The 19646-nt window shown below is 63.6% G+C and carries 20 protein-coding genes and 1 CRISPR repeat array (1 of these 21 cut by a window edge); of the genes, 14 read left to right on the plus strand and 6 right to left on the minus strand.

Annotated features, from left to right (window positions below):
- Positions 1-1080, minus strand: coding sequence for an AGE family epimerase/isomerase (locus NCS58_RS21475; protein ID WP_061120482.1), 1080 nt, complete (start codon positions 1078-1080; stop codon positions 1-3).
- Positions 1081-1234: 154 nt separating this feature from the next.
- Between NCS58_RS21475 and NCS58_RS21480 the strand changes: the two genes are divergently transcribed.
- Positions 1235-1918: an MgtC/SapB family protein gene (locus NCS58_RS21480; RefSeq protein ID WP_061120445.1), complete on the plus strand. Its 684-nt coding sequence runs from the start codon at positions 1235-1237 to the stop codon at positions 1916-1918.
- A gap of 179 nt (positions 1919-2097) precedes the next feature.
- Here NCS58_RS21480 and NCS58_RS21485 read toward each other — a convergent pair whose 3' ends face one another.
- Positions 2098-2277, minus strand: a complete 180-nt coding sequence (locus NCS58_RS21485) for a hypothetical protein (RefSeq protein ID WP_250477541.1) — start codon at positions 2275-2277, stop codon at positions 2098-2100.
- A 9-nt stretch (positions 2278-2286) separates the two neighbouring features.
- On the opposite strand from NCS58_RS21485, the gene NCS58_RS21490 reads away from it, so the two are divergent.
- On the plus strand, positions 2287-3165 hold the full coding sequence (locus NCS58_RS21490) for a hypothetical protein (protein WP_250538875.1): 879 nt from the start codon (positions 2287-2289) through the stop codon (positions 3163-3165).
- A 253-nt stretch (positions 3166-3418) separates the two neighbouring features.
- A complete protein-coding gene (locus tag NCS58_RS21495; RefSeq protein WP_167357790.1) occupies positions 3419-3571 on the plus strand; it encodes a hypothetical protein in 153 nt (50 codons plus the stop codon).
- A gap of 98 nt (positions 3572-3669) precedes the next feature.
- Here the strand turns inward: NCS58_RS21495 and NCS58_RS21500 are convergent, their stop codons facing one another.
- Entirely contained in the window at positions 3670-4041 is a 372-nt protein-coding gene (locus NCS58_RS21500; RefSeq protein WP_143756390.1) for a hypothetical protein, read from the minus strand.
- Between NCS58_RS21500 and NCS58_RS21505 the strand changes: the two genes are divergently transcribed.
- From NCS58_RS21505 to NCS58_RS21520, 4 genes are all read left to right on the plus strand, one after another.
- Entirely contained in the window at positions 4028-5206 is a 1179-nt protein-coding gene (locus tag NCS58_RS21505; protein WP_061120448.1) for a glycine betaine/L-proline ABC transporter ATP-binding protein, read from the plus strand. The genes NCS58_RS21500 and NCS58_RS21505 overlap by 14 nt on opposite strands.
- Positions 5199-6101, plus strand: a complete 903-nt coding sequence (gene choW, locus NCS58_RS21510) for a choline ABC transporter permease subunit (protein WP_061120449.1) — start codon at positions 5199-5201, stop codon at positions 6099-6101. Before NCS58_RS21505 ends, choW begins: the two co-directional genes overlap by 8 nt.
- Positions 6102-6121: 20 nt before the next feature.
- On the plus strand, positions 6122-7114 hold the full coding sequence (locus NCS58_RS21515; RefSeq protein ID WP_035502687.1) for a GlxA family transcriptional regulator: 993 nt from the start codon (positions 6122-6124) through the stop codon (positions 7112-7114).
- Positions 7115-7209: 95 nt separating this feature from the next.
- A complete protein-coding gene (locus NCS58_RS21520; RefSeq protein WP_061120450.1) occupies positions 7210-8154 on the plus strand; it encodes a choline ABC transporter substrate-binding protein in 945 nt (314 codons plus the stop codon).
- Between the two features lie 54 nt (positions 8155-8208).
- Here the strand turns inward: NCS58_RS21520 and NCS58_RS21525 are convergent, their stop codons facing one another.
- The 3 genes from NCS58_RS21525 to NCS58_RS21535 all read right to left on the minus strand — a co-directional run bounded on the left by NCS58_RS21525 (position 8209) and on the right by NCS58_RS21535 (position 10565).
- On the minus strand, positions 8209-8973 hold the full coding sequence (locus NCS58_RS21525; RefSeq protein WP_061120451.1) for a class II aldolase/adducin family protein: 765 nt from the start codon (positions 8971-8973) through the stop codon (positions 8209-8211).
- Between the two features lie 49 nt (positions 8974-9022).
- Positions 9023-10111, minus strand: a complete 1089-nt coding sequence (locus NCS58_RS21530; protein WP_250477543.1) for a GlxA family transcriptional regulator — start codon at positions 10109-10111, stop codon at positions 9023-9025.
- Between the two features lie 139 nt (positions 10112-10250).
- Entirely contained in the window at positions 10251-10565 is a 315-nt protein-coding gene (locus tag NCS58_RS21535) for a hypothetical protein (protein ID WP_061120453.1), read from the minus strand.
- Positions 10566-10959: 394 nt separating this feature from the next.
- On the opposite strand from NCS58_RS21535, the gene NCS58_RS21540 reads away from it, so the two are divergent.
- The 7 genes from NCS58_RS21540 to NCS58_RS21570 are packed head-to-tail and all read left to right on the plus strand — an operon-like array spanning position 10960 to position 18304.
- The gene (locus tag NCS58_RS21540; RefSeq protein WP_061120454.1) at positions 10960-12354 is read left to right on the plus strand and encodes an L-serine ammonia-lyase; all 1395 of its coding nucleotides are present in this window, start codon (positions 10960-10962) and stop codon (positions 12352-12354) included.
- 40 nt (positions 12355-12394) lie between these two features.
- Positions 12395-13639, plus strand: a complete 1245-nt coding sequence (locus NCS58_RS21545) for a sarcosine oxidase subunit beta family protein (RefSeq protein ID WP_061120455.1) — start codon at positions 12395-12397, stop codon at positions 13637-13639.
- Between the two features lie 20 nt (positions 13640-13659).
- Positions 13660-13959, plus strand: coding sequence for a sarcosine oxidase subunit delta (locus NCS58_RS21550; RefSeq protein WP_061120456.1), 300 nt, complete (start codon positions 13660-13662; stop codon positions 13957-13959).
- On the plus strand, positions 13956-16958 hold the full coding sequence (locus NCS58_RS21555; RefSeq protein ID WP_061120457.1) for a sarcosine oxidase subunit alpha family protein: 3003 nt from the start codon (positions 13956-13958) through the stop codon (positions 16956-16958). Before NCS58_RS21550 ends, NCS58_RS21555 begins: the two co-directional genes overlap by 4 nt.
- The gene (locus tag NCS58_RS21560) at positions 16948-17601 is read left to right on the plus strand and encodes a sarcosine oxidase subunit gamma (protein ID WP_061120458.1); all 654 of its coding nucleotides are present in this window, start codon (positions 16948-16950) and stop codon (positions 17599-17601) included. The genes NCS58_RS21555 and NCS58_RS21560 overlap by 11 nt, the downstream gene beginning before the upstream one ends.
- Positions 17598-18035, plus strand: coding sequence for a dihydroneopterin aldolase (locus NCS58_RS21565; RefSeq protein WP_061120459.1), 438 nt, complete (start codon positions 17598-17600; stop codon positions 18033-18035). The genes NCS58_RS21560 and NCS58_RS21565 overlap by 4 nt, the downstream gene beginning before the upstream one ends.
- Positions 18032-18304, plus strand: a complete 273-nt coding sequence (locus NCS58_RS21570) for a hypothetical protein (RefSeq protein ID WP_061120460.1) — start codon at positions 18032-18034, stop codon at positions 18302-18304. Before NCS58_RS21565 ends, NCS58_RS21570 begins: the two co-directional genes overlap by 4 nt.
- 24 nt (positions 18305-18328) lie before the next feature.
- A CRISPR array of direct repeats spans positions 18329-19646; the repeat unit is 28 nt; unit sequence GGTCTATCTCCGCACACGCGGAGGAACC (it continues 1151 nt past the right edge of the window).

The following is a 19646-nucleotide window of genomic DNA, read 5'->3' on the forward strand; positions in this document are numbered from 1 at the left end:
TCAGACCGGCAGCGCCGCGTACGACGTCGCGAGGTGATACGGCGTCGTCGACGGCATTTCGGCGCGGCTGATCTCGCCTTGCGCCGAGCGGCATTCGACCCAGCCGGTTTCATGCAGAAAGCGCGCGCGAAAGCGCTCGATTTGCGCACCGACGGCTTCGCCGCGCGTGGCCAGCGCGCGCAGATACTCCGTCTGCGCCCAGATGCGCTGCGTGCCGTCGATCACATGGCCCGCTTCGTCGATGGCGGCATACACGCCGCCCGTTTCCTTGTCCACGCCGCGCTGCTGCGCGAAATCGAACGCGCGAACGAGCCCTTCGTTGAGCCCTGCCGCCTCGAACGCGGGATGCCCGCTTCCCAGCGCGAGGAAGTACCACTCGAACTGATGTCCCGGCTCCAGCCGGTTGCCCGCCGTGCCCATCGGCAATTCGGCAATCGAGCCGCTCGGCGCGTGCACGAAGGCGTCCGCGACGGAGCGCGCGAGCAGCCCGAGACGCCGGTCGTAGGCGGCATCGCCGGTTGCATCGCGTGCGGCGAGCCACGCTTCGGCGAGATGCATCAGCGGGTTTTGCAACGGCGTTTCGATCGTGGCGCCGAAATCCTCGGCCAGCACCGCGTTCAGGAGATCGCCGTGGCTCGAAAAGCGCGCCTCGATGAGCCGCGACGTTTCATCGAGCAGCGCCAAAGCGTCGGCCGAGCCGCTTTTCTTCGCGTAATGCGCGCACGCGAAAACGACGAACGCATGCGTGTACAAATCCTTTTGGCGCTCGAGCGGCGCGCCGCTTGCATCCACGCTGTAGAACCATCCGCCGTTGCGCTTGTCATGAAAATAGTGCCGTAGCGATTCGAAGAGCGTCGCGGCGTGCGCGAGATCGCCCGCTGCCGAGAACACGAATAGCTGGCGTGCGCAGGCCATCGCCCGATAGCGCTTCGGCGGCAGCGGCGCATGGTCGCCCGGCGCGACGGCTTCATACGCCAGGCCGAGCGCCGCGTTGAATCCGGGCCCGCGCCACACCGGCAGCACGATGTTCGTGTAATGCGCGCGCAACTGGGCGGCGGATTCCGGGCTCGTCGATTGCATGCGCGACGAAGCGTTTGATTGCTGATCCTGCATAAGAACACTCTTATTGTTTCGAGGGGCGCGCAGCCGTGCGAGGCACACGCAACTCAAAAGAATAGCAAAAGCTGCATGGAGCGCCGCGTCTTTGGACCCATTACCGCGAGGAGGACGAAACGTGTTGGGAAATATGGAACTGGTGTCGCGGCTCGTGATGGCCGCGGCGCTCGGCAGCGTGATCGGCTTCGAGCGTGAGCGGCTCTCATGGGCGGCCGGCCTGCGGACGCACATGCTCGTGTGCGTGGGTTCGGCGCTCATCATGATCGTGTCCGCCTACGGCTTCGCGGATGCATTGAAGTACGACCACGTCGTGCTCGATCCGTCGCGGGTCGCGGCGCAGGTCGTCTCGGGCATCGGCTTTCTCGGCGCGGGCTCGATTCTGCTGCGCGGGGAAATCGTGCGCGGGCTGACGACGGCCGCGAGCCTCTGGTCGGTCGCGGCGATCGGGCTTGCGGTCGGCGGCGGGCTCTACACGGCGTCGATCGCGGCGACGGCGATCATCCTGATCATTCTGGCGGGGATCAAGCCGCTCGAGCGCCGCTTCATCAGCGTGAAACAGCGCCGGCAACTGACGATGCTCGTCGATCGCGGCTCGCTCTCGTTTCACGGTCTGCACGAGGCGCTCGGGCCCGGCAGCGTGCGCGTGAAACAGTTCGTCGTGCAGCAGAGCGACGATTCGCCGGATCTGGACGAGGTGCGGGTGGAGCTGTCGCGCGCATCGGCGATGGAATATCGGGCGATTTGCGAGCGTTTGCGGCACCTCGACGGCGTGCGCGAGTTTCGCGAGGACGATACGACCTGAAATCGCCGCGAGGATGCTGGTTTGCGCACGCGGCCATGCGACAATGCGGCCTCTCGGAAATTATCGCCGAAACGCCGGTGTGCCTTGCGCGCCGGCCATAGATGCCGCCGCCTTTCGAACCTATGCCAGATTCCGCAGTAAAGAGAGATTCCGACGCGCTCCGGGGCGATCCAGCCGCCTCATCCCGCCGCCGGCGCGGCGCGCCAGCGCATGAATTGCAGGTCACGCAAGCCATAACCGACACCGAAAGGAAACTTGCCCGCGCCGCGCGCTCGGCGCAGCGTCTCGCACAGTTGAGCGATGGTGCGCGCGGCGGCGAAACGCTCGACCTGTTCGCCGAAGACGCCGAACGTGCGCATCTCCAGGCAATGAACACCGATATCCGCCAGGGCACTTTCGAGGGTTTCGAACTGCCGGACGTATTTCTGGCGGCGGTGCAATGCAACGGCGGGACGGCGTCGCCGGGCGGCGTTGCGCCTGATTCCGCTGCCGCAAAACGCGCGGCGCGGGAGAGCGTGGCGGCGGTGGCGGCGGTGGCGGCGGTGGCGGCGGTGGCGCCGGTGCGCAGCCTGTTTCAGGAAGATTTGCCCCACGTCGAGGCGCCGGAACCGGACGCGAGCAAGACGGCCGCAAAGACCGGCGCGATCGCCGCTGCCGCGACGCGATCGGCGGGCATTAGCACTTGTGTCGCGCCGGAGGGCGTACCGCCGTCGCCGGCCGCGCTCGCTTCGGCGCTGATCGCGAGCGATCGCAGTGAGCGCGGGGAACGCAACGCCGCCGAGCCGCTCGCGAAGTCGAACGTCCGCCATGCCGCGCCCGAGCTCGACCGCGCCCGCGCGACGGCGTTCGCGGACACCGTCGACGCGCTCTACGCGGTGCTCGCCGAGCAGCGCACGTCGGCCATAGCCCACGCGCGCCGCATGAAGACGATGCTGACGATCATCGTCTGCGTGATGCTCGTCACGGTGGCGACCGGCATAGCACAGACGTCGCTGCTGCTGCGCATGAGCCGCGACGGCAAACTGCAGCAGGACCGCACCGAGCAGTTGATGCTCAACCAGCAGGCGACGCTCGCCTCGCTCTTCGATACCGATTCCGCGACCGTCAGCCTGCACGGCGCACCCGACAGCGCGCGCGATTCCGGCGACGCCTCGCCGCTGCAGCCGGTCCGCGCCGCGCAGCCTGATTCAGCGCCGAAAAAGCACGCGCATCGCGCGCACCATCGCGCGATTTCTTCGGCGCACTGATCCCCGCTGTCACTTTCCTGCGACACCGCCCCTTGCGGCGGCACGTCGCGTCCTCGCTCGCCGCGGCGCTCGAGGTTCGTCTTTTGGACTTCTCCGGCCCGTCCCTCTTTTCTGCGCAACTCAAAACGGTAAGGCTGTAGAAAAACTACAGGATTTCTTTCCGAGAAATGTTGCATTGCACTAGAAAAAGGTCAGGGCTAACCCTATAATTCTCTCTAAGGGAAAACCCTCTATCACCAAACCGGAGTCAGTCATGAGCTACCTCTTCGCCCTGCTGCAAAAATTCGCTTCGATGTTCGAGTCCGCACACCTGCCGATGGATAAAGACTATTCGTATCAAGCACGTTTCCGTGAGTCCGAGCGTCAGCGCAAGGCACGCGGCACGGCTTTCGGCATCCGTCTGTAATGCGTCGCTGAGGGCGGCGCGGGAAACACAATACAAGCAACACACGACGGCAAACGCCGTACGACCCGCCCGCCAGTCTTCATCAATTTGTAGTTTTTCTAGCGTAGTTCCCCCGCTTCGGCCTTTCTGCCGGACGCATCTTTCTTCCACGCCTCGCGCGTCACCCTCGTTTTCTTCCCTTTCGTCCTGCCGACACAGGCTTCGCGACCCGCCTGTATCGCAAAACGACATGGCGACTTGTATTTGCGCGACACGCCGAAAATCGCAAGATCGTTCTCTTCGTACCCCGCAAACCCTTGTCCAGCAAGGCTTCGCTCGTCACTTTGCACTTCCGCCCTTATTCCGGTGTCGTATTTCCACATGTGGTTGTCGCAAATAGTCGGCTGATGCGACTTTTTTCTGGCAACTATGTATGCACAGCGCGGACGCGCGTCCGCCCACGCCAGGAGATATTCGATGAATTCCCCCAAGGTAGTAGTCGAAGGACTGTGTAAGGTTTTCGGCAACAGTCCCAAACAGGCGCTGGACATGCTGGCCGGTGGCGCGACGAAGGAAGAAGTCTTCAAGCGCACCGGCCAGATCGTCGGCGTCCATAACGTCTCCTTCGATGTCAGGGAAGGCGAGATTTTCGTGCTCATGGGCCTGTCCGGCTCGGGCAAATCCACGCTGATCCGGCTCATCAACCGGCTGGTCGAACCGACGGCCGGCAAGGTGCTGATCGACGGCCGCGACGTGGCCTCGGTGCCGCGCTCGGAACTCACGGCCCTGCGCCGCAAGGACATGAGCATGGTGTTCCAGTCCTTCGCGCTCATGCCGCAGCGCACTGTTCTTTCCAACGCCGCATTCGGCCTCGAGGTCGCGGGCGTCGGCAAGAAGGAGCGCGAGGCACGCGCGATGACCGTGCTCGAGCAGGTCGGCCTCGCGCCCTTCGCGCAGAAGTTGCCTGCGCAACTATCGGGCGGGATGCAGCAGCGCGTCGGCCTCGCGCGCGCGCTTGCGGTGAATCCTTCGCTGATGATCATGGACGAAGCGTTCTCGGCACTCGATCCGCTCAAGCGCAAGGAAATGCAGAACGTGCTGCTCGATTTGCAACGCGAGCAGCGCCGCACGATTCTCTTCGTGTCGCACGATCTGGAAGAGGCGATGCGCATCGGCACGCGCATCGCGATCATGGAAGGCGGCCGCGTGGTGCAGATCGGCACGCCGCAGGAAATCATCACGAATCCGGCCGACGACTACGTGGAAGCGTTCTTCGAAGGCATCGACACGAGTCGCTATCTGACCGCGGGCGATCTGATGCAGACGGACGCCGTGCCGCTGATGAAGCACGCGCCGCAGATCGACGCCTCGAGCGTCGCGGCGACGCTCAACGGCAGCGCCGACTACGCGTTCGTGCTCGATGCGCAACGCCGCATCCGCGGCTTCGTCGGGCGCGATGCGAACGGCAATGCCGCGTCGCAGATCAATCCCATCGAATGCGTCCAGCGCAGCATGGCGCTCGATGACGTCGTCAATCGCGTCGTCGCCAGCCCCGCGCCGCTGCCGGTCGTCGAAGCCGACGGTTCGTATTGCGGTTCGATCAACAAGGCCAATGTCCTGAAGATTCTTACGCACCATCGAGGTTCCCATGTCTGAAATCATTCCGCTTGGCAGTTGGGTGGACCACGGCGTCCACTATCTCCTCGATCACGACGCGAAAACCTTCGACGCCATCGGCAAGGTCATCGAAACGTTTGCCGCGGCGATCGAACACGGCCTGCAGGCCGTTCCGATGTGGCTGTTGATGGCGATCTTCGTCGGCATCGGCTTGTGGCGTGTCGGCTGGCGATTCGCGGCGTTCGTGCTGGCGTCGCTGTTGCTGATCTACGCGACCAACTTCTGGGATCAGATGGTCATCACGCTGGGCCTCACGTTGTCGTCCACGTTCATCAGCCTGTTGCTCGGCATTCCGCTCGGCATCTGGACCTCGAAGAGCAAGTACGTCGAAATGGCCGTGCGCCCGGTCCTTGATCTGATGCAGACGATGCCCGCCTTCGTCTATCTGATTCCGGCCGCGATGCTGTTCGGCCTCGGGCGCGTGCCGGGCATTCTGGCCACCGTCATCTTCGCGATGCCGCCGGCTGTGCGTCTTACCGCGCTCGGCATCAAGCAGGTGAATCGCGAGATCGTGGAAGCGGGTCAGGCGTTCGGCTGCACGCCGTGGCAACTGCTCTACAAGGTGCAGATTCCGAACGCGCTGCCTTCGATCATGACCGGCGTGAACCAGACGATCATGATGGCGTTGTCGATGGTCATCATCGCGTCGATGGTCGGCGCGGGCGGTCTCGGCAACGACGTGCTCGCATCGATTCAGCGTCTGGATATCGGCCTCGGCTTCGAAAGCGGCCTGTCGGTGGTCTTGCTCGCGATCATTCTCGACCGCATCACCGAGAGCTTCGGCCGTTCGCCGGGCATGGCGCGCGCCCCGCTGCTCTCCGGTCTCAAGAGCGTGATGAAAGTGCGCCGCGAACCGGCGACGCAACAGAGCTGATAAAGGCAAAGGCACGAGCCATGAAGCGCGACGCGATCGTCCCGGCGGTTACCGATTCACCGTTGTCCAATCTCGCGCACTTCGGCTTTCTCACGCTGCCGAACTTTTCGATGATCGCGTTCACGAGCGCGGTCGAGGTGCTGCGCATGGCCAACTACGTCGGCCGTGAGCAGCACTACCGCTGGTCGATCATCACGCCGGAGGGCGAGCCGGCGCGCGCGAGCAACGGCATCACTGTGAAGCCGACGGTGACGCTCGACGAGGCGGGCATGCCCGACGTGCTGATCGTGTGCGCGGGCTGGCACGTCGCCGACTATGTCGATGACAAGGTGATCGAGCTGCTGCGGCGCGCGCATGAAGCGGGCATTCCGCTCGGCGGCATCTGCACCGGGCCGTACGCGCTGCTCGCGGCGAAGCTGCTCGACGGTTATCGCTGCACGCTGCACTGGGAAGACATGTCGCCGGTCAACAAGCGCTTCCCGCATGTGCGATTCGCCGACGAGCTCTTCGTGATCGATCGCGATCGCCTGACGTGCACGGGAGGCACCGCGCCGCTCGATCTGATGCTCAATCTCGTCGGCATGCGGCTCGGGCAGGCGCACGCGGCGCAGGTGTCGGAGCAGTTCATTGTCGAGCGCATACGCGGATCGACGGACTATCAGCACATTCCCGTCGATGCGCGCGTCGGTTTTTCGCGTGCCGAGCTTGTCGAAGTGGTGCGGCTGATGGAGGCGAACATCGAGGAGCCGCTGTCGCTCGAAGAGCTTGCGCGCCTCGTGCATCTGTCGCAACGGCATTTGCAGCGCATGTTCAAGATGTTCCTCAACGTATCGCCGACGCATTACTACCTGACGCTGCGTTTGCGCCGCGCACGCGAGCTGTTGCGCAACACGGATGCATCGATCGCGCGCGTGACGAGCATCTGCGGATTCCATTCGCCTTGTCACTTCAGCAAGGCGTATCGCGCGCAGTTCGGGCACGCGCCGAGCGTGGAGCGCCGCTTGTCGGCCTGACGTCTTTCTGGTCTGTTTTTCTTCGGCCCGCGCGGGCTTTGCGAAGTCGCGCGCGCGGGCCGCGTCGTGCCTTGAAAAAACTGGGAGAGAGATACATGAAACGCTTGTGGATCGCGTCGATGGTTGCGGCGATGCTGTCGGGTGCGTATGCGGCGAACGCCGCCGAGCCCGCCGCGTGCCGAAACGTGCACTTCGCCGATGTCGGCTGGACGGATATCGCCGCGACGACCGGACTTGCATCGACGGTTCTCCAGGGGCTGGGCTATAACCCGACAAAGACGATCGCCTCCGTGCCGATCACGTTCGCGGGCGTGAAGAGCAAGCAGATCGACGTGTTCCTCGGCTACTGGTCGCCGACGATGGACCCGATGATCGACTCGTTCAGGAAAGCGAATCAGGTGAAGGTTCTGCCGACGCCGAACCTGACGGGCGCGAAGTACACGCTCGCCGTGCCCGATTATGCGTATCAGGCCGGCATCAAGAACTTCAACGACATCGCGAAGAATTACGACAAGCTGGACGGCAAGATCTACGGCATCGAGCCGGGCAACGATGGCAATGCGCTCATCAAGAAGATGATCGACAACAATATGTACGGGCTCGGCAAGTTCAAGCTCGTGGAATCGAGCGAGGCGGGCATGCTCGTAGAAGTGAATCGCGCGATCCGCGAGAAGAAGCCGATCGTGTTCCTCGGCTGGGAGCCGCATCCGATGAACGTGCAGATGAAGATCGACTATCTCTCCGGCGGCGACGATGTGTTCGGTCCCAACTACGGCGAAGCGAAGGTGTTGACCGTCACGCCGACGGACTACGACGCGCGTTGCCCGAACGTCGCGAAGCTCGTATCGAACCTGCAGTTCACGACGGACATCGAGAACCACGTGATGCTGCCGATCATGAACAAGACCGATGCCAACAAGGCGGCGCGCGAGTGGCTCAAGGCGAACCCGGCGGTGCTCGACAAATGGCTTGCGGGCGTGAAGACGTTCGACGGGAAGGACGGGTTGCCGGCGGTTAAGGCTTACGTCGCCGGCAACTGAATGCAGTGATGCGAAGAGGGCCGAAGAGGGCCGAAGAGGGCTGAAGAGGGCGCGTCAACTCCGGTAATCGGGCTTCGCGCCTTCGATCATCCTCAGCGCCGCCTCCCATTGCAGCGCCATGATTCCGTCGGACTCGTCCCGCCGATATTGCTCGGCCGTCACCTCGCAAACCTTCTGCGACGGCAGATTCAGTTCCGCATTGCCCGCCAGCGCGCGAATCTGAATCTCGCAGGCTCTTTCAAGGAAATACATCTCCTGAAACGCCTCCGGAATCGACTTCCCGCAGGTCAGCAAGCCGTGATTTTTCAGGATCATCGCGTTGTGCGATCCGAGATCGTTGACGAGCCGATCCCGCTCCGCGAGATCCAGCGCGATCCCTTCGTAATCGTGATACGCGATGTGCCCGTAGTACTTCAGCGCATGCTGGCTGATCGGCAACAGCCCCTGCTTCTGCGCCGACACCGCCGCGCCCGCCGCCGTATGCGTGTGCACGACGCACAGCACATCGGGACGCGCCATATGAACGGCGGAGTGAATCGTGAAGCCCGCCGGATTCACGCGATAGCGCCCCGGATCGTCGCTCGCGCCTGCTTCGACCGGACGGCCTTCGCTGTCGATGCGCACCAGATCCGATGCGCGCATTTCGTCGAACAGCACGCCATAGCGGTTGATCAGGAAGTGATGGTCCGCTCCCGGCACGCGCGCGCTGATGTGCGTGAAGATCATGTCGGTCCAGCGGAAGTGCCCGATCACGCGATAAAGCGCCGCCAGTTCGCAACGCACCTTCCATTCTTCCTGCGAATATCCGTGAGTCTCCATGCCGTTCCTCCTTGGATTGATGAGCCGCGGAAAACGTGAACAGATGCTGCTAGATCGCCTGGGCGCGGCCCGGGAAAGTCTCGTCGTAGTCCATTGCCTGAGCGGCTTCCTGCGCATCCTGCGCGCCGCCCTGCTCGCGATACATCATCGGCGGCAGGCCGAATTGCTTGCGGAACTCGCGGCCGAGATGCGATGCATCGGAGAAGCCGCAACTCGACGCGATATCCGCCACCGTCTTGTCCGAGCTCGTCAGCAGCCACGCGGCGGTGCGCAGCCGCACCTGCTTCGCGTACGCCTGCGGCGCCTTGCCGGTTTCCGCCTTGAACAGGCGTTCGAGTTGCCGCGTCGACAGATCGAGCTTGTGCGCGAGTTCATCGAGCGTGAGCGAGCGCCCGACGTGCTGCTCCATCAGCAGGATCGCACGTTTCACCTTCGGATGCGTCGCGGGCGCGAGACCCGGCGGATGCGGCTGCGGCGCGTTGCCCTTCTGCATGTCATCGACGAGCAGGATGCGCAGCGCCTTTTGCACCGTGGCCGTTTCGAAATGACGCAGGAGAATGGCGGCGGCGACATCGATCGAGGCGCGCCCGCCCGAACACGTAATGCGCCTTCTGTCGATCACGAAGAGGCGGTCTGCGACGAGCGCTTTCTCGTCGGCGTGCGGGAACCGCTCGATGAAGTCCCAGTAATGAAACCAGCTCACGCAGATGCGATGCCCTTCGAGCACGCCCGCGCGCATCAGCGAAAACACGCCCGTGCACATGCCGACCATCGTCGCGTTCGCCGAGGCCGCGCGGCGGATGAACTGCAGCGTCGCCTCGCTGGTGGCCGGGCCGGAATGCAGCAGGCCGCCGACCACGACGACGTAATCGAACGGCTCGGCCTGATCGTAGGTTTCCCACGGCGTGATCTGAATGCCGCAGCTCGCGCGCACCGGCGCGAGCGTCTCGCCGATCACGCTCCACGAGCAGCGTACCGGACGGCTGAAATCGCCTTCGTCGGCGGAGAGGCGCAACAGGTCGACGAAACCGGCGAACGCGGTCAGCGTGAAGTTCGGCAACAGGATGATGCCGAAGCGGATGCGCGATTTCGACTGACCGTCGACGGATGACGGCGGAAGCTGCTCTGCGGCGTTCATGCGGGAGACATGCGGCTGGACGTTATCCAGCGAGCATAACACTCGGCTGCGAGCCTCGGGGGCGCGTCAGAAATGCAAACGCGGCCGGCGTCGCGTGACGGCGGCCGCGTGATTCGAAACGGATGAAACAGGAAGCGCTTCAGCCGCCGAGCACGGCGAACGCCCAGGCGAAGGCGCTACCGACGAGCGCGCCGATCGAGCGGCCGAGCACGCTCGCGATCGTGTAATCGCCCCAGCGCTGCTCGATTTCGGCCTTCAACACGCCGAAATAGCGCAGCACGGGATCGATTGAGCTGAGCAGCATCAGCGCTGCCCAGACGGGCGCCTCGCGCGTGAGCACGCGATCCACCGCGAGAAGGTCGAGGGCCTGGAGCGTGCCGACGACAAGGACGCCGATGACAAAAGCGAGAGTCCAGGATTTGAAGAACTGATCGGGTAAGGCGTGAGATTCCATCGATGCAAACCGGAGAAGCGGGAGAAGGGCGGAACGTGAACCGAAGCCTCTTGGCGCGGCTCGTCTGAGAACCTAGGGAATATACCGACGCCTGTTCGCGCGTCGCTTCGGACCAGTCTCAAAAATGTGGAAAGTGCAACGAAGATGCGCAAAAACGCGCCGCGTGCGAAATGCTCTGTTATCGCAATTGGCATTGGTGAGTGTCACGGAGCCGCGAATGCGCCGGAAACCATCGTAAAAACGCCACCGCCTTACGGCGTTTGAAGCCCTGACGCCGCGGTCCCATTTCGATGGCGCTTTTGTTCTATCGAGTCCTTTCAGGGTTTGGTGCAATGAACGCCATACCGAAACCACGGTCGCGCATCGTGCGCCACGCCAAAACTCAGGGACAACCATGAACGTCAGCGTCTTCGATCTGTTCAAGATCGGCATCGGACCGTCCAGCTCGCATACCGTCGGGCCGATGATCGCGGCGTGCCGTTTCGCATCGCATGTCGAGGACGCCAATCTGCTCGCCTTCGTGACCCGCGTGCGCGCCGAACTGTTCGGCTCGCTCGGTGCGACCGGCAAGGGCCACGGCACCGACAAGGCCGTGCTGCTCGGCCTCGAAGGCAATCTGCCCGATCTCATCGATCCCGACGTGATCGCGCCGCGCCTTGCCGAGATCCGCGCGACCAAGCGCCTGAAGCTGCTCGGCAAGCATGAGGTCGTGTTCGAGGAACGCGAGCATATCGGCTTCTATCGCAAGCTGATGCCGGGCGCGCCGGGGTCGAGCATCGTGCATCCGAACGGCATGCGCTTTCAGGCGTTCGACGAGAACGGCCAGTTGCTCGTCGAGAAGGAGTATTTCTCGGTCGGCGGCGGCTTCGTCGTGAATCGCGAAGGCGATCGCGTGAACGGTCTGCGCGTCGGCAACACGGTGCCGCATCCGTTTCGCACCGGCGACGACCTGATGCGCGTCTGCGAGGAGACGGGTCTGTCCATCGCCGAAGTGACGATGCACAACGAGTGCGCGAACCGCACCGAAGCCGAAGTGCGCGAAGGCCTGCTCGCCGTGTGGCGCGTGATGGCCGCGTGCGTCGAGCGCGGCTGCAAGGAGCGCGGCGAGTTGCCCGGTCCGATGCATGTGAAGCGCCGCGCAGCCGATCTGAGCGCCTCGTTGCGCTCGCGTTCCGAAGAGTCGCTGCGCGATCCCCTGTCGATGCTCGACTGGGTCAATCTCTACGCGATGGCCGTCAACGAGGAAAACGCATCGGGCGGCCGCGTCGTTACCGCGCCGACCAATGGCGCGGCCGGCGTGATTCCCGCCGTGCTGCACTACTACGTGAAGTTCATGCACGGCTCGAACGACGAAGGCATCGTGCGCTTCCTGCTCACCGCGGCCGCCATCGGCATCATCTACAAGGAGACGGCTTCGATCTCCGGCGCGGAAGTCGGCTGTCAGGGCGAAGTCGGCGTCGCGTGCTCGATGGCCGCGGCCGCGCTCGCCGCCGTGATGGGCGGCACGCCCGCGCAAGTGGAGAACGCCGCGGAAATCGGCATGGAACATAACCTCGGCATGACCTGCGATCCGGTCGGCGGGCTGGTGCAGATTCCGTGCATCGAGCGCAACGCGATGGGCGCGATCAAGGCGATCAACGCCGCGCGCATGGCGATGAAGGGCGACGGCAAGCACTACGTGTCGCTCGATTCGGTCATCAAGACGATGCGTGAGACCGGCGCCGATATGAAGACGAAATACAAGGAGACGTCGCGCGGTGGCCTCGCCGTCAACGTCATCGAATGCTGAATTGCCCAAACGCATAAACCCTGCACCATAGGAAACACCCATGAGCCGCTACTCGATATTCAGCCTGCTGCGCAACGGCATGTCGTATCACGAGAACTGGGAACGCCAGTGGCGAAGTCCCGAGCCGAAGCGCGAGTACGACGTCGTGATCGTCGGCGGCGGCGGTCATGGTCTCGCGACCGCGTATTACCTCGCGAAAGAGCACGGCATCACGAACGTCGCGATTCTCGAGAAGGGATGGATCGGCGGCGGCAATACCGCGCGCAACACGACCATCGTGCGCTCGAACTATCTGTGGGACGAATCGGCTGCGCTGTATGAGAAAGCGATGAAGCTGTGGGAAGGCCTCTCGCAAGACCTCAACTACAACGTGATGTTCTCGCAGCGCGGCGTGATGAATCTCGCGCACACGCTGCAGGACGTGCGCGACACCGAGCGCCGCGTGAACGCGAACCGCCTGAATGGCGTCGATGCCGAGTTCCTCACGCCGCAGCAGATCAAGGAAATCGAGCCGACGATCAATCTCAACAGCCGCTATCCGGTGCTGGGCGCGTCGATTCAGCGTCGCGGCGGCGTCGCGCGTCACGATGCGGTCGCGTGGGGCTTCGCGCGCGGCGCGGACCAGGCGGGCGTCGACATCATCCAGAACTGCCAGGTGGTGGGCATTCGCCGTGACGGCAATCAGGTGACGGGCGTCGATACGACCAAGGGCTTCATCAAGGCGAAGAAGGTCGCGATCGTCGCGGCGGGCAACACGACGACGCTCGCGGACATGGCCGGCGTGCGTCTGCCGCTCGAAAGCCATCCGCTGCAGGCGCTCGTGTCGGAGCCGATCAAGCCGGTCGTGAACACGGTCGTGATGTCCAACGCGGTGCACGCGTACATCAGCCAGTCCGACAAGGGCGATCTCGTGATCGGCGCGGGCGTTGATCAGTACACGGGCTTCGGTCAGCGCGGCAGCTTCCACATCATCGAAGGCACGCTGGAAGCGATCGTCGAAATGTTCCCGGTGTTCTCGCGCGTGCGCATGAATCGCCAGTGGGGCGGCATCGTCGATGTCTCGCCGGATGCGTGCCCGATCATCTCCAAGACCGACGTGAAGGGGCTCTACTTCAACTGCGGCTGGGGCACGGGCGGCTTCAAGGCGACGCCGGGCTCGGGCTGGGCCTACGCGCACACGATCGCGAAGGACGAGCCGCATGCGTTGAACGCGCCGTTCTCGCTGGATCGCTTCTATACCGGTCATCTCATCGACGAACACGGCGCGGCTGCCGTGGCTCACTAACCGCATCGAGGAAAAGAAACATGTTGCTGATCGAATGCCCCTGGTGCGGGCCGCGCGCCGAAACCGAATTCTCGTGCGGCGGCGAAGCGGATATTGCACGTCCGCTCGACACGGAAAAGCTCACCGACCGCGAATGGGGCGACTACCTCTTCATGCGCAAGAATCCGCGCGGCGTGCATCGCGAGCAATGGATGCACGCGCAAGGCTGCCGCCGCTGGTTCAAGGCGCAGCGCGACACGGTGAGTTATGAAATCCAGGGCTACGAGACGTTCGACCGTCCGCTGGCTGTGATGCAAGACAACGGAGGCACGTCGAAATGAGCCAGAAAGACCGACTCGGCGTAGGCGGCCGCATCAATCGCGCGATCCCCGTCACCTTCACGTTCAACGGCAAGACGTATCAGGGCTATGAAGGCGATACGCTCGCATCCGCGCTGCTCGCGAACGGCGAGCGCTTCATTGCGCGCAGCTGGAAATACCACCGTCCGCGCGGGATCGTCACCGCGGGCGTGGAAGAACCGAATGCAGTCGTGCAACTCGAAACCGGCGCGTACACGGTGCCGAATGCCCGTGCGACGGAAGTCGAGCTGTATCAGGGTCTCGTCGCGGCGAGCGTGAACGCGAAGCCGAGCATCGAGAACGATCGCATGGCGGTCAATCAGAAGATCGCGCGCTTTATTCCCGCGGGCTTCTACTACAAGACGTTCATGTGGCCGCGCAAGCTCTGGCCGAAGTACGAAGAAGTGATCCGCGACGCGGCGGGCCTCGGCGAAGCGCCGAAGCATCTCGACGCCGATCGCTACGACAAGTGCTTCGCGCACTGCGATGTGCTCGTGGTCGGCGGCGGCCCTTCGGGTCTTGCGGCGGCGCATGCGGCCGGCATGTCGGGCGCGCGCGTGATTCTGGTCGACGATCAGCGCGAACTCGGCGGCTCGCTGCTGTCATGCCGCGCGGAGATCGATGGCAAGCCCGCAATGCAATGGGTGCAGAAGATCGAAGCCGAACTGCGCAAAATGCCTGACGTGAAGGTTCTTTCGCGCAGCACGGCGTTCGGCTATCAGGATCACAACCTCGTCACGATCACGCAGCGCCTGACGGAGCATTTGCCCGTGTCGCGGCGCAAGGGCACGCGTGAACTGATGTGGAAAGTGCGTGCGAAACGCGTGGTGCTCGCGACCGGCGCGCACGAGCGTCCGATCGTCTTCGGCAATAACGATCTGCCCGGTGTGATGCTCGCATCGGCGGTGTCGACGTATCTGCATCGCTATGCGGTGCTGCCCGGCCGTCGCGCCGTCGTCTTCACGAACAACGACGACGCGTATCAATGCGCGCTCGATCTGAAGACCGCAGGCGCCGACGTGACCGTCGTCGATCCGCGTCCGGCCGAATCGAAAGGCACGTTGCCCGCGGCGGCGCGTCGCTATGGCGTGCGCGTGATGAACAACGCGGTGATCACCGTGGCGCGCGGCAAGCTGCGTGTCGCGTCGGTGGAAGTGGCTTCGTATGCGAAGGGTGAGATCGGCCAGAAGCAGACGGAACTGCAATGCGATCTCGTCGCGATGTCGGGCGGCTGGAGCCCGGTGCTGCACCTCTTCGCGCAATCGGGCGGCAAGGCGCACTGGCACGACGAGAAGGCGTGCTTCGTTCCGGGCAAGGCGATGCAACTGGAAAGCAGCGTCGGCGCATGCGCGGGCGAGTTCTCGCTGGCGCGCGGCATCCGTCTCGGCGGCGATGCGGGCGTGGAAGCGGCGCGTGCGGCGGGTCATATCGTCGTGAAGCCGAATGCCGTGCAGGTCGCTGAAATCGTCGAAGCGCCGATGATGCCGCTGTGGATCGTCGGGAACCGGGACATGGCGACGCGCGGTCCCAAGCAGTTCGTCGATTTCCAGAACGATGTGTCCGCGGCGGACATCTATCTGGCGGCACGCGAAGGCTTCGAATCCGTCGAGCACGTGAAGCGCTATACGGCGATGGGCTTCGGCACCGACCAGGGCAAGCTCGGCAACATCAACGGCATGGCAATTCTCGCGCAGGCGCTCGGCAAGACGATTCCCGAGACCGGCACGACGACCTTCCGCCCGAACTACACGCCTGTCACGTTCGGCACGTTCGCGGGCCGCGAGCTCGGCGAGTTTCTCGATCCGGTACGCAAGACCGCGATTCACGAATGGCACGTCGAGAACGGCGCGATGTTCGAGGATGTCGGCAACTGGAAGCGTCCCTGGTATTACCCGAAGGCCGGCGAGGACATGCACGCGGCGGTCGCGCGTGAATCGCTCGCGGTGCGTCAGAGCGTCGGCATTCTCGATGCATCGACGCTCGGCAAGATCGACATTCAGGGCCCGGACTCCGCGAAGCTGCTGAACTGGATGTACACGAATCCATGGAGCAAGCTCGAAGTCGGCAAATGCCGCTATGGCCTGATGCTCGACGAGAACGGCATGATCTTCGACGACGGCGTCACGGTGCGCCTCGGCGAACAGCACTACATGATGACGACGACCACCGGCGGTGCGGCGCGCGTGCTGACGTGGCTCGAACGCTGGCTGCAGACAGAATGGCCCGACATGCGCGTGCGTCTCGCATCGGTGACGGATCACTGGGCAACGTTCGCGGTCGTCGGCCCGAACAGCCGCAAGGTGCTGCAGAAGGTGTGTCACGACATCGACTTCGCGAACGCGGCGTTCCCGTTCATGAGCTATCGCGATGGCACGGTCGCGGGCGCATCGGCGCGCGTGATGCGCATCAGCTTCTCGGGCGAGCTCGCTTATGAGGTGAACGTGCCGGCGAACGTCGGACGCGCGGTGTGGGAAGCGCTCATGCTTGCGGGCGCGGAATTCGACATCACGCCGTACGGCACGGAAACGATGCACGTGCTGCGCGCGGAAAAGGGCTACATCATCGTCGGACAGGATACGGACGGTTCGATGACGCCGTACGACCTCGGCATGGGCGGGTTGGTCGCGAAGTCGAAGGACTTCATCGGCAAGCGTTCGCTGACGCGATCGGATACGGCGAAGCCCGGGCGCAAGCAGTTCGTCGGCCTCCTGACCGATGATCCTTCGTTCGTGCTGCCCGAGGGCGCGCAGATCGTCGCGGGTCCGTTCCACGGCGATACCGCGCCGATGCTCGGTCACGTCACGTCGAGCTATTACAGCCCTATTTTGAAGCGCTCGATTGCATTGGCCGTGGTGAAGGGCGGCCTCGAAAAGATCGGCGAATCGGTCATGATTCCGCTCGCGAACGGCAAGCGGATCAACGCGAAAATCACCAGTTCGGTGTTCTACGACAGCGAAGGAGCACGTCAGCATGTTGAATGAAATCAAAGCTTCCGCCACGGTCGTCGATCGTGCCATGAGCGGGCAAGGTGTGTGGCAGGAGTCCCCGCTCGTCGGCGCCGATGCGTTGATGAAAGCGCATCAGAGCGGCTCGCCGAAGAAGTTTCGCCTGACCGAGCGGCCGTTTCTCGAACTCGTGAACGTGCGCGGCGATACGCGCGATCCGGCCTTCGTCAGGGCGGTGCAGAACGTGATCGGCTGTGTGCCGCCCGAGAAGGCGAACACCATTGCGCGCGCCAACGGCTACACGATGCTGTGGCTCGGCCCGGATGAATGGCTCGTGCATTCGGATACCGCGCACGACGCATCGCGCACCGCACCGCTCGAAGCGAAACTGCGCGAGGCGTTCGTCGGCCAGTTCTCGGCGGCGGTGGATATCGGCAGCGGTTATACGGTGCTCGAGATCGATGGCCCGAAGACGCGTGAAGTGCTTTCGCGCGGCTGCCCGCTCGATCTGCATCCGAAGATCTTCGGCGAAGGACAGTGCGCGCAGAGCCATTATTTCAAGGCTTCAGTGACGCTCGTGCCGCTGGGCGGCGATCGCTTCGAGATCATCGTGCGCCGCAGCTTCGCGGACTACTTCGTGAAGATCATGCTCGATGCCGCCGAGCCGCTGCTCTCATGAAGCCGTTCGAGCCGCTCGAAGCAGGTGGACGGGGCTGGCGCGTTGTCGTCGATGAACTGATCGTGAAGACGCGCGTCGGCCTGTACGAGCATGAGCATGAGGGGCCGCAACCCGTGTGCATCGATGCGAGCCTGTGCTATCGCGGGATGCCGCATGAATCGGACGATGGGTTGATCGACTACGAGGCGTGGTGCAATCGCGTGAGCGCGTTTCTCGAGACGAAGACGCATACGCGCTTGCTCGAGACGCTCGCGGTGGAGATCGCGGCGCTGTCGTTCGAGCAATGGCCCGCGCTGGATGCGCTCACGCTCTCGCTGCACAAGCCGAAGATCCGGGAAGGCACGAAGCGCCTCGGTCTCGAACTCGACTGGCGGCGCGCGGATTTCGATGCGTGGCGGATGAACGTCGGCGCGCAACATACGTTCGTGCGATGAACGCGTCGCGCGATGCCGCCGCGCGGCTTTCCGCGCGCACGTTCCAGAAGCGTGATGCGGACGCGGCGCTTGCGTTGCTTGAGCGGAGCATTGCGTTGAAGCATCGGAGGATCGCGTTGATCCGATATCTGCACGCGCAGTTTCTCGATGCGCCGCTGGAGGCGCGGCATCATGAGTACGTGAAGGGGATTGCGGCGCGATTGAGTGCGGAGGCGGTGATGCGCGTTGTGGCGGCGGCGCGGGGGCGTTTTGAGGGTGAGGGGGCGTGATGGGATTTGGGTGTTGCAAGTTGCGGTGTGTCTCGGCGCACGCGGAGGAACCCTCCGGACTTCAGGCTGGCGAGCGGCGGCATTAACGGTGTATCTACGCACGCGTGGAGGAACCTCAGCGATGTGCTGGTGAGGTGCGACTGGATAGGGTCTATCTCCGCACACGCGGAGGAACCTCAGCCGATCGGCCGCTCGGAACCTTGTAGACGGGTCTATCTCCGCACACGCGGAGGAACCAAGCGGCCGCCGCCCACAAGCACGTCATAACCGGGTCTATCTCCGCACACGCGGAGGAACCCCGATGCGAAGGGTGTGATGCGACCGCAACTCGGGTCTATCTCCGCACACGCGGAGGAACCGAACCACATTAAGCGCTCCGGACTCGCCCTCAGGGTCTATCTCCGCACACGCGGAGGAACCGCGATACAGAGGGCCGAGATACTCCCGTCCACGGGTCTGTCTCCGCACACGCGGAGGAACCTGTTCGAAGCGGAATTACCGTCGCGTGCCCGCGGGTCTATCTCCGCACACGCGGAGGAACCAAAGTCGGGCGATGCGGGCGTCTCGGGCGTGAGGGTCTATCTCCGCACACGCGGAGGAACCTCGAGCACGCGTTTCGTGATGCTGTTCTGGATGGGTCTATCTCCGCACACGCGGAGGAACCAAGGAATCTGAATGGGATCAGAAGGAGCTTACGGGTCTATCTCCGCACACGCGGAGGAACCGTCGTAGTCGAGCGTGCACGGTTCTTCGGCCAAGGTCTATCTCCGCACACGCGGAGGAACCCTGCAGAATGCCTTCTGCGCCTTTCGCGACAACGGTCTATCTCCGCACACGCGGAGGAACCCGTGGGCATGGCAAGGGATTAACTGATATGCCGGGTCTATCTCCGCACACGCGGAGGAACCAGCAACGCGACTGCTGACCCGATCGAGTACCTGGGTCTATCTCCGCACACGCGGAGGAACCTGTAGCGACCGCCGAAAACACGGGCATGGAAAAGGTCTATCTCCGCACACGCGGAGGAACCGACGATTTCCTGCGCAAATTCCCGCAAGGTCCGGGTCTATCTCCGCACACGCGGAGGAACCGTCGAGCACGTGACAAAATAAAAAGTGCAAAAGGGTCTATCTCCGCACACGCGGAGGAACCTGGGTGTAGAGCTTCGTGCCGTTCTGAATCGACGGTCTATCTCCGCACACGCGGAGGAACCGATTTGTCTGGGGCCCTAAAGATCGCGAAGCAAGGTCTCTCTCCGCACACGCGGAGGAACCCGAGGTCGAGCTCGTTGAGCGTGCGCTCACCGGGGTCTATCTCCGCACACGCGGAGGAACCGGGCGAC

It is taken from the genome of Caballeronia sp. INML3B (assembly GCF_023631305.1).
Lineage (GTDB): Bacteria > Pseudomonadota > Gammaproteobacteria > Burkholderiales > Burkholderiaceae > Caballeronia > Caballeronia turbans.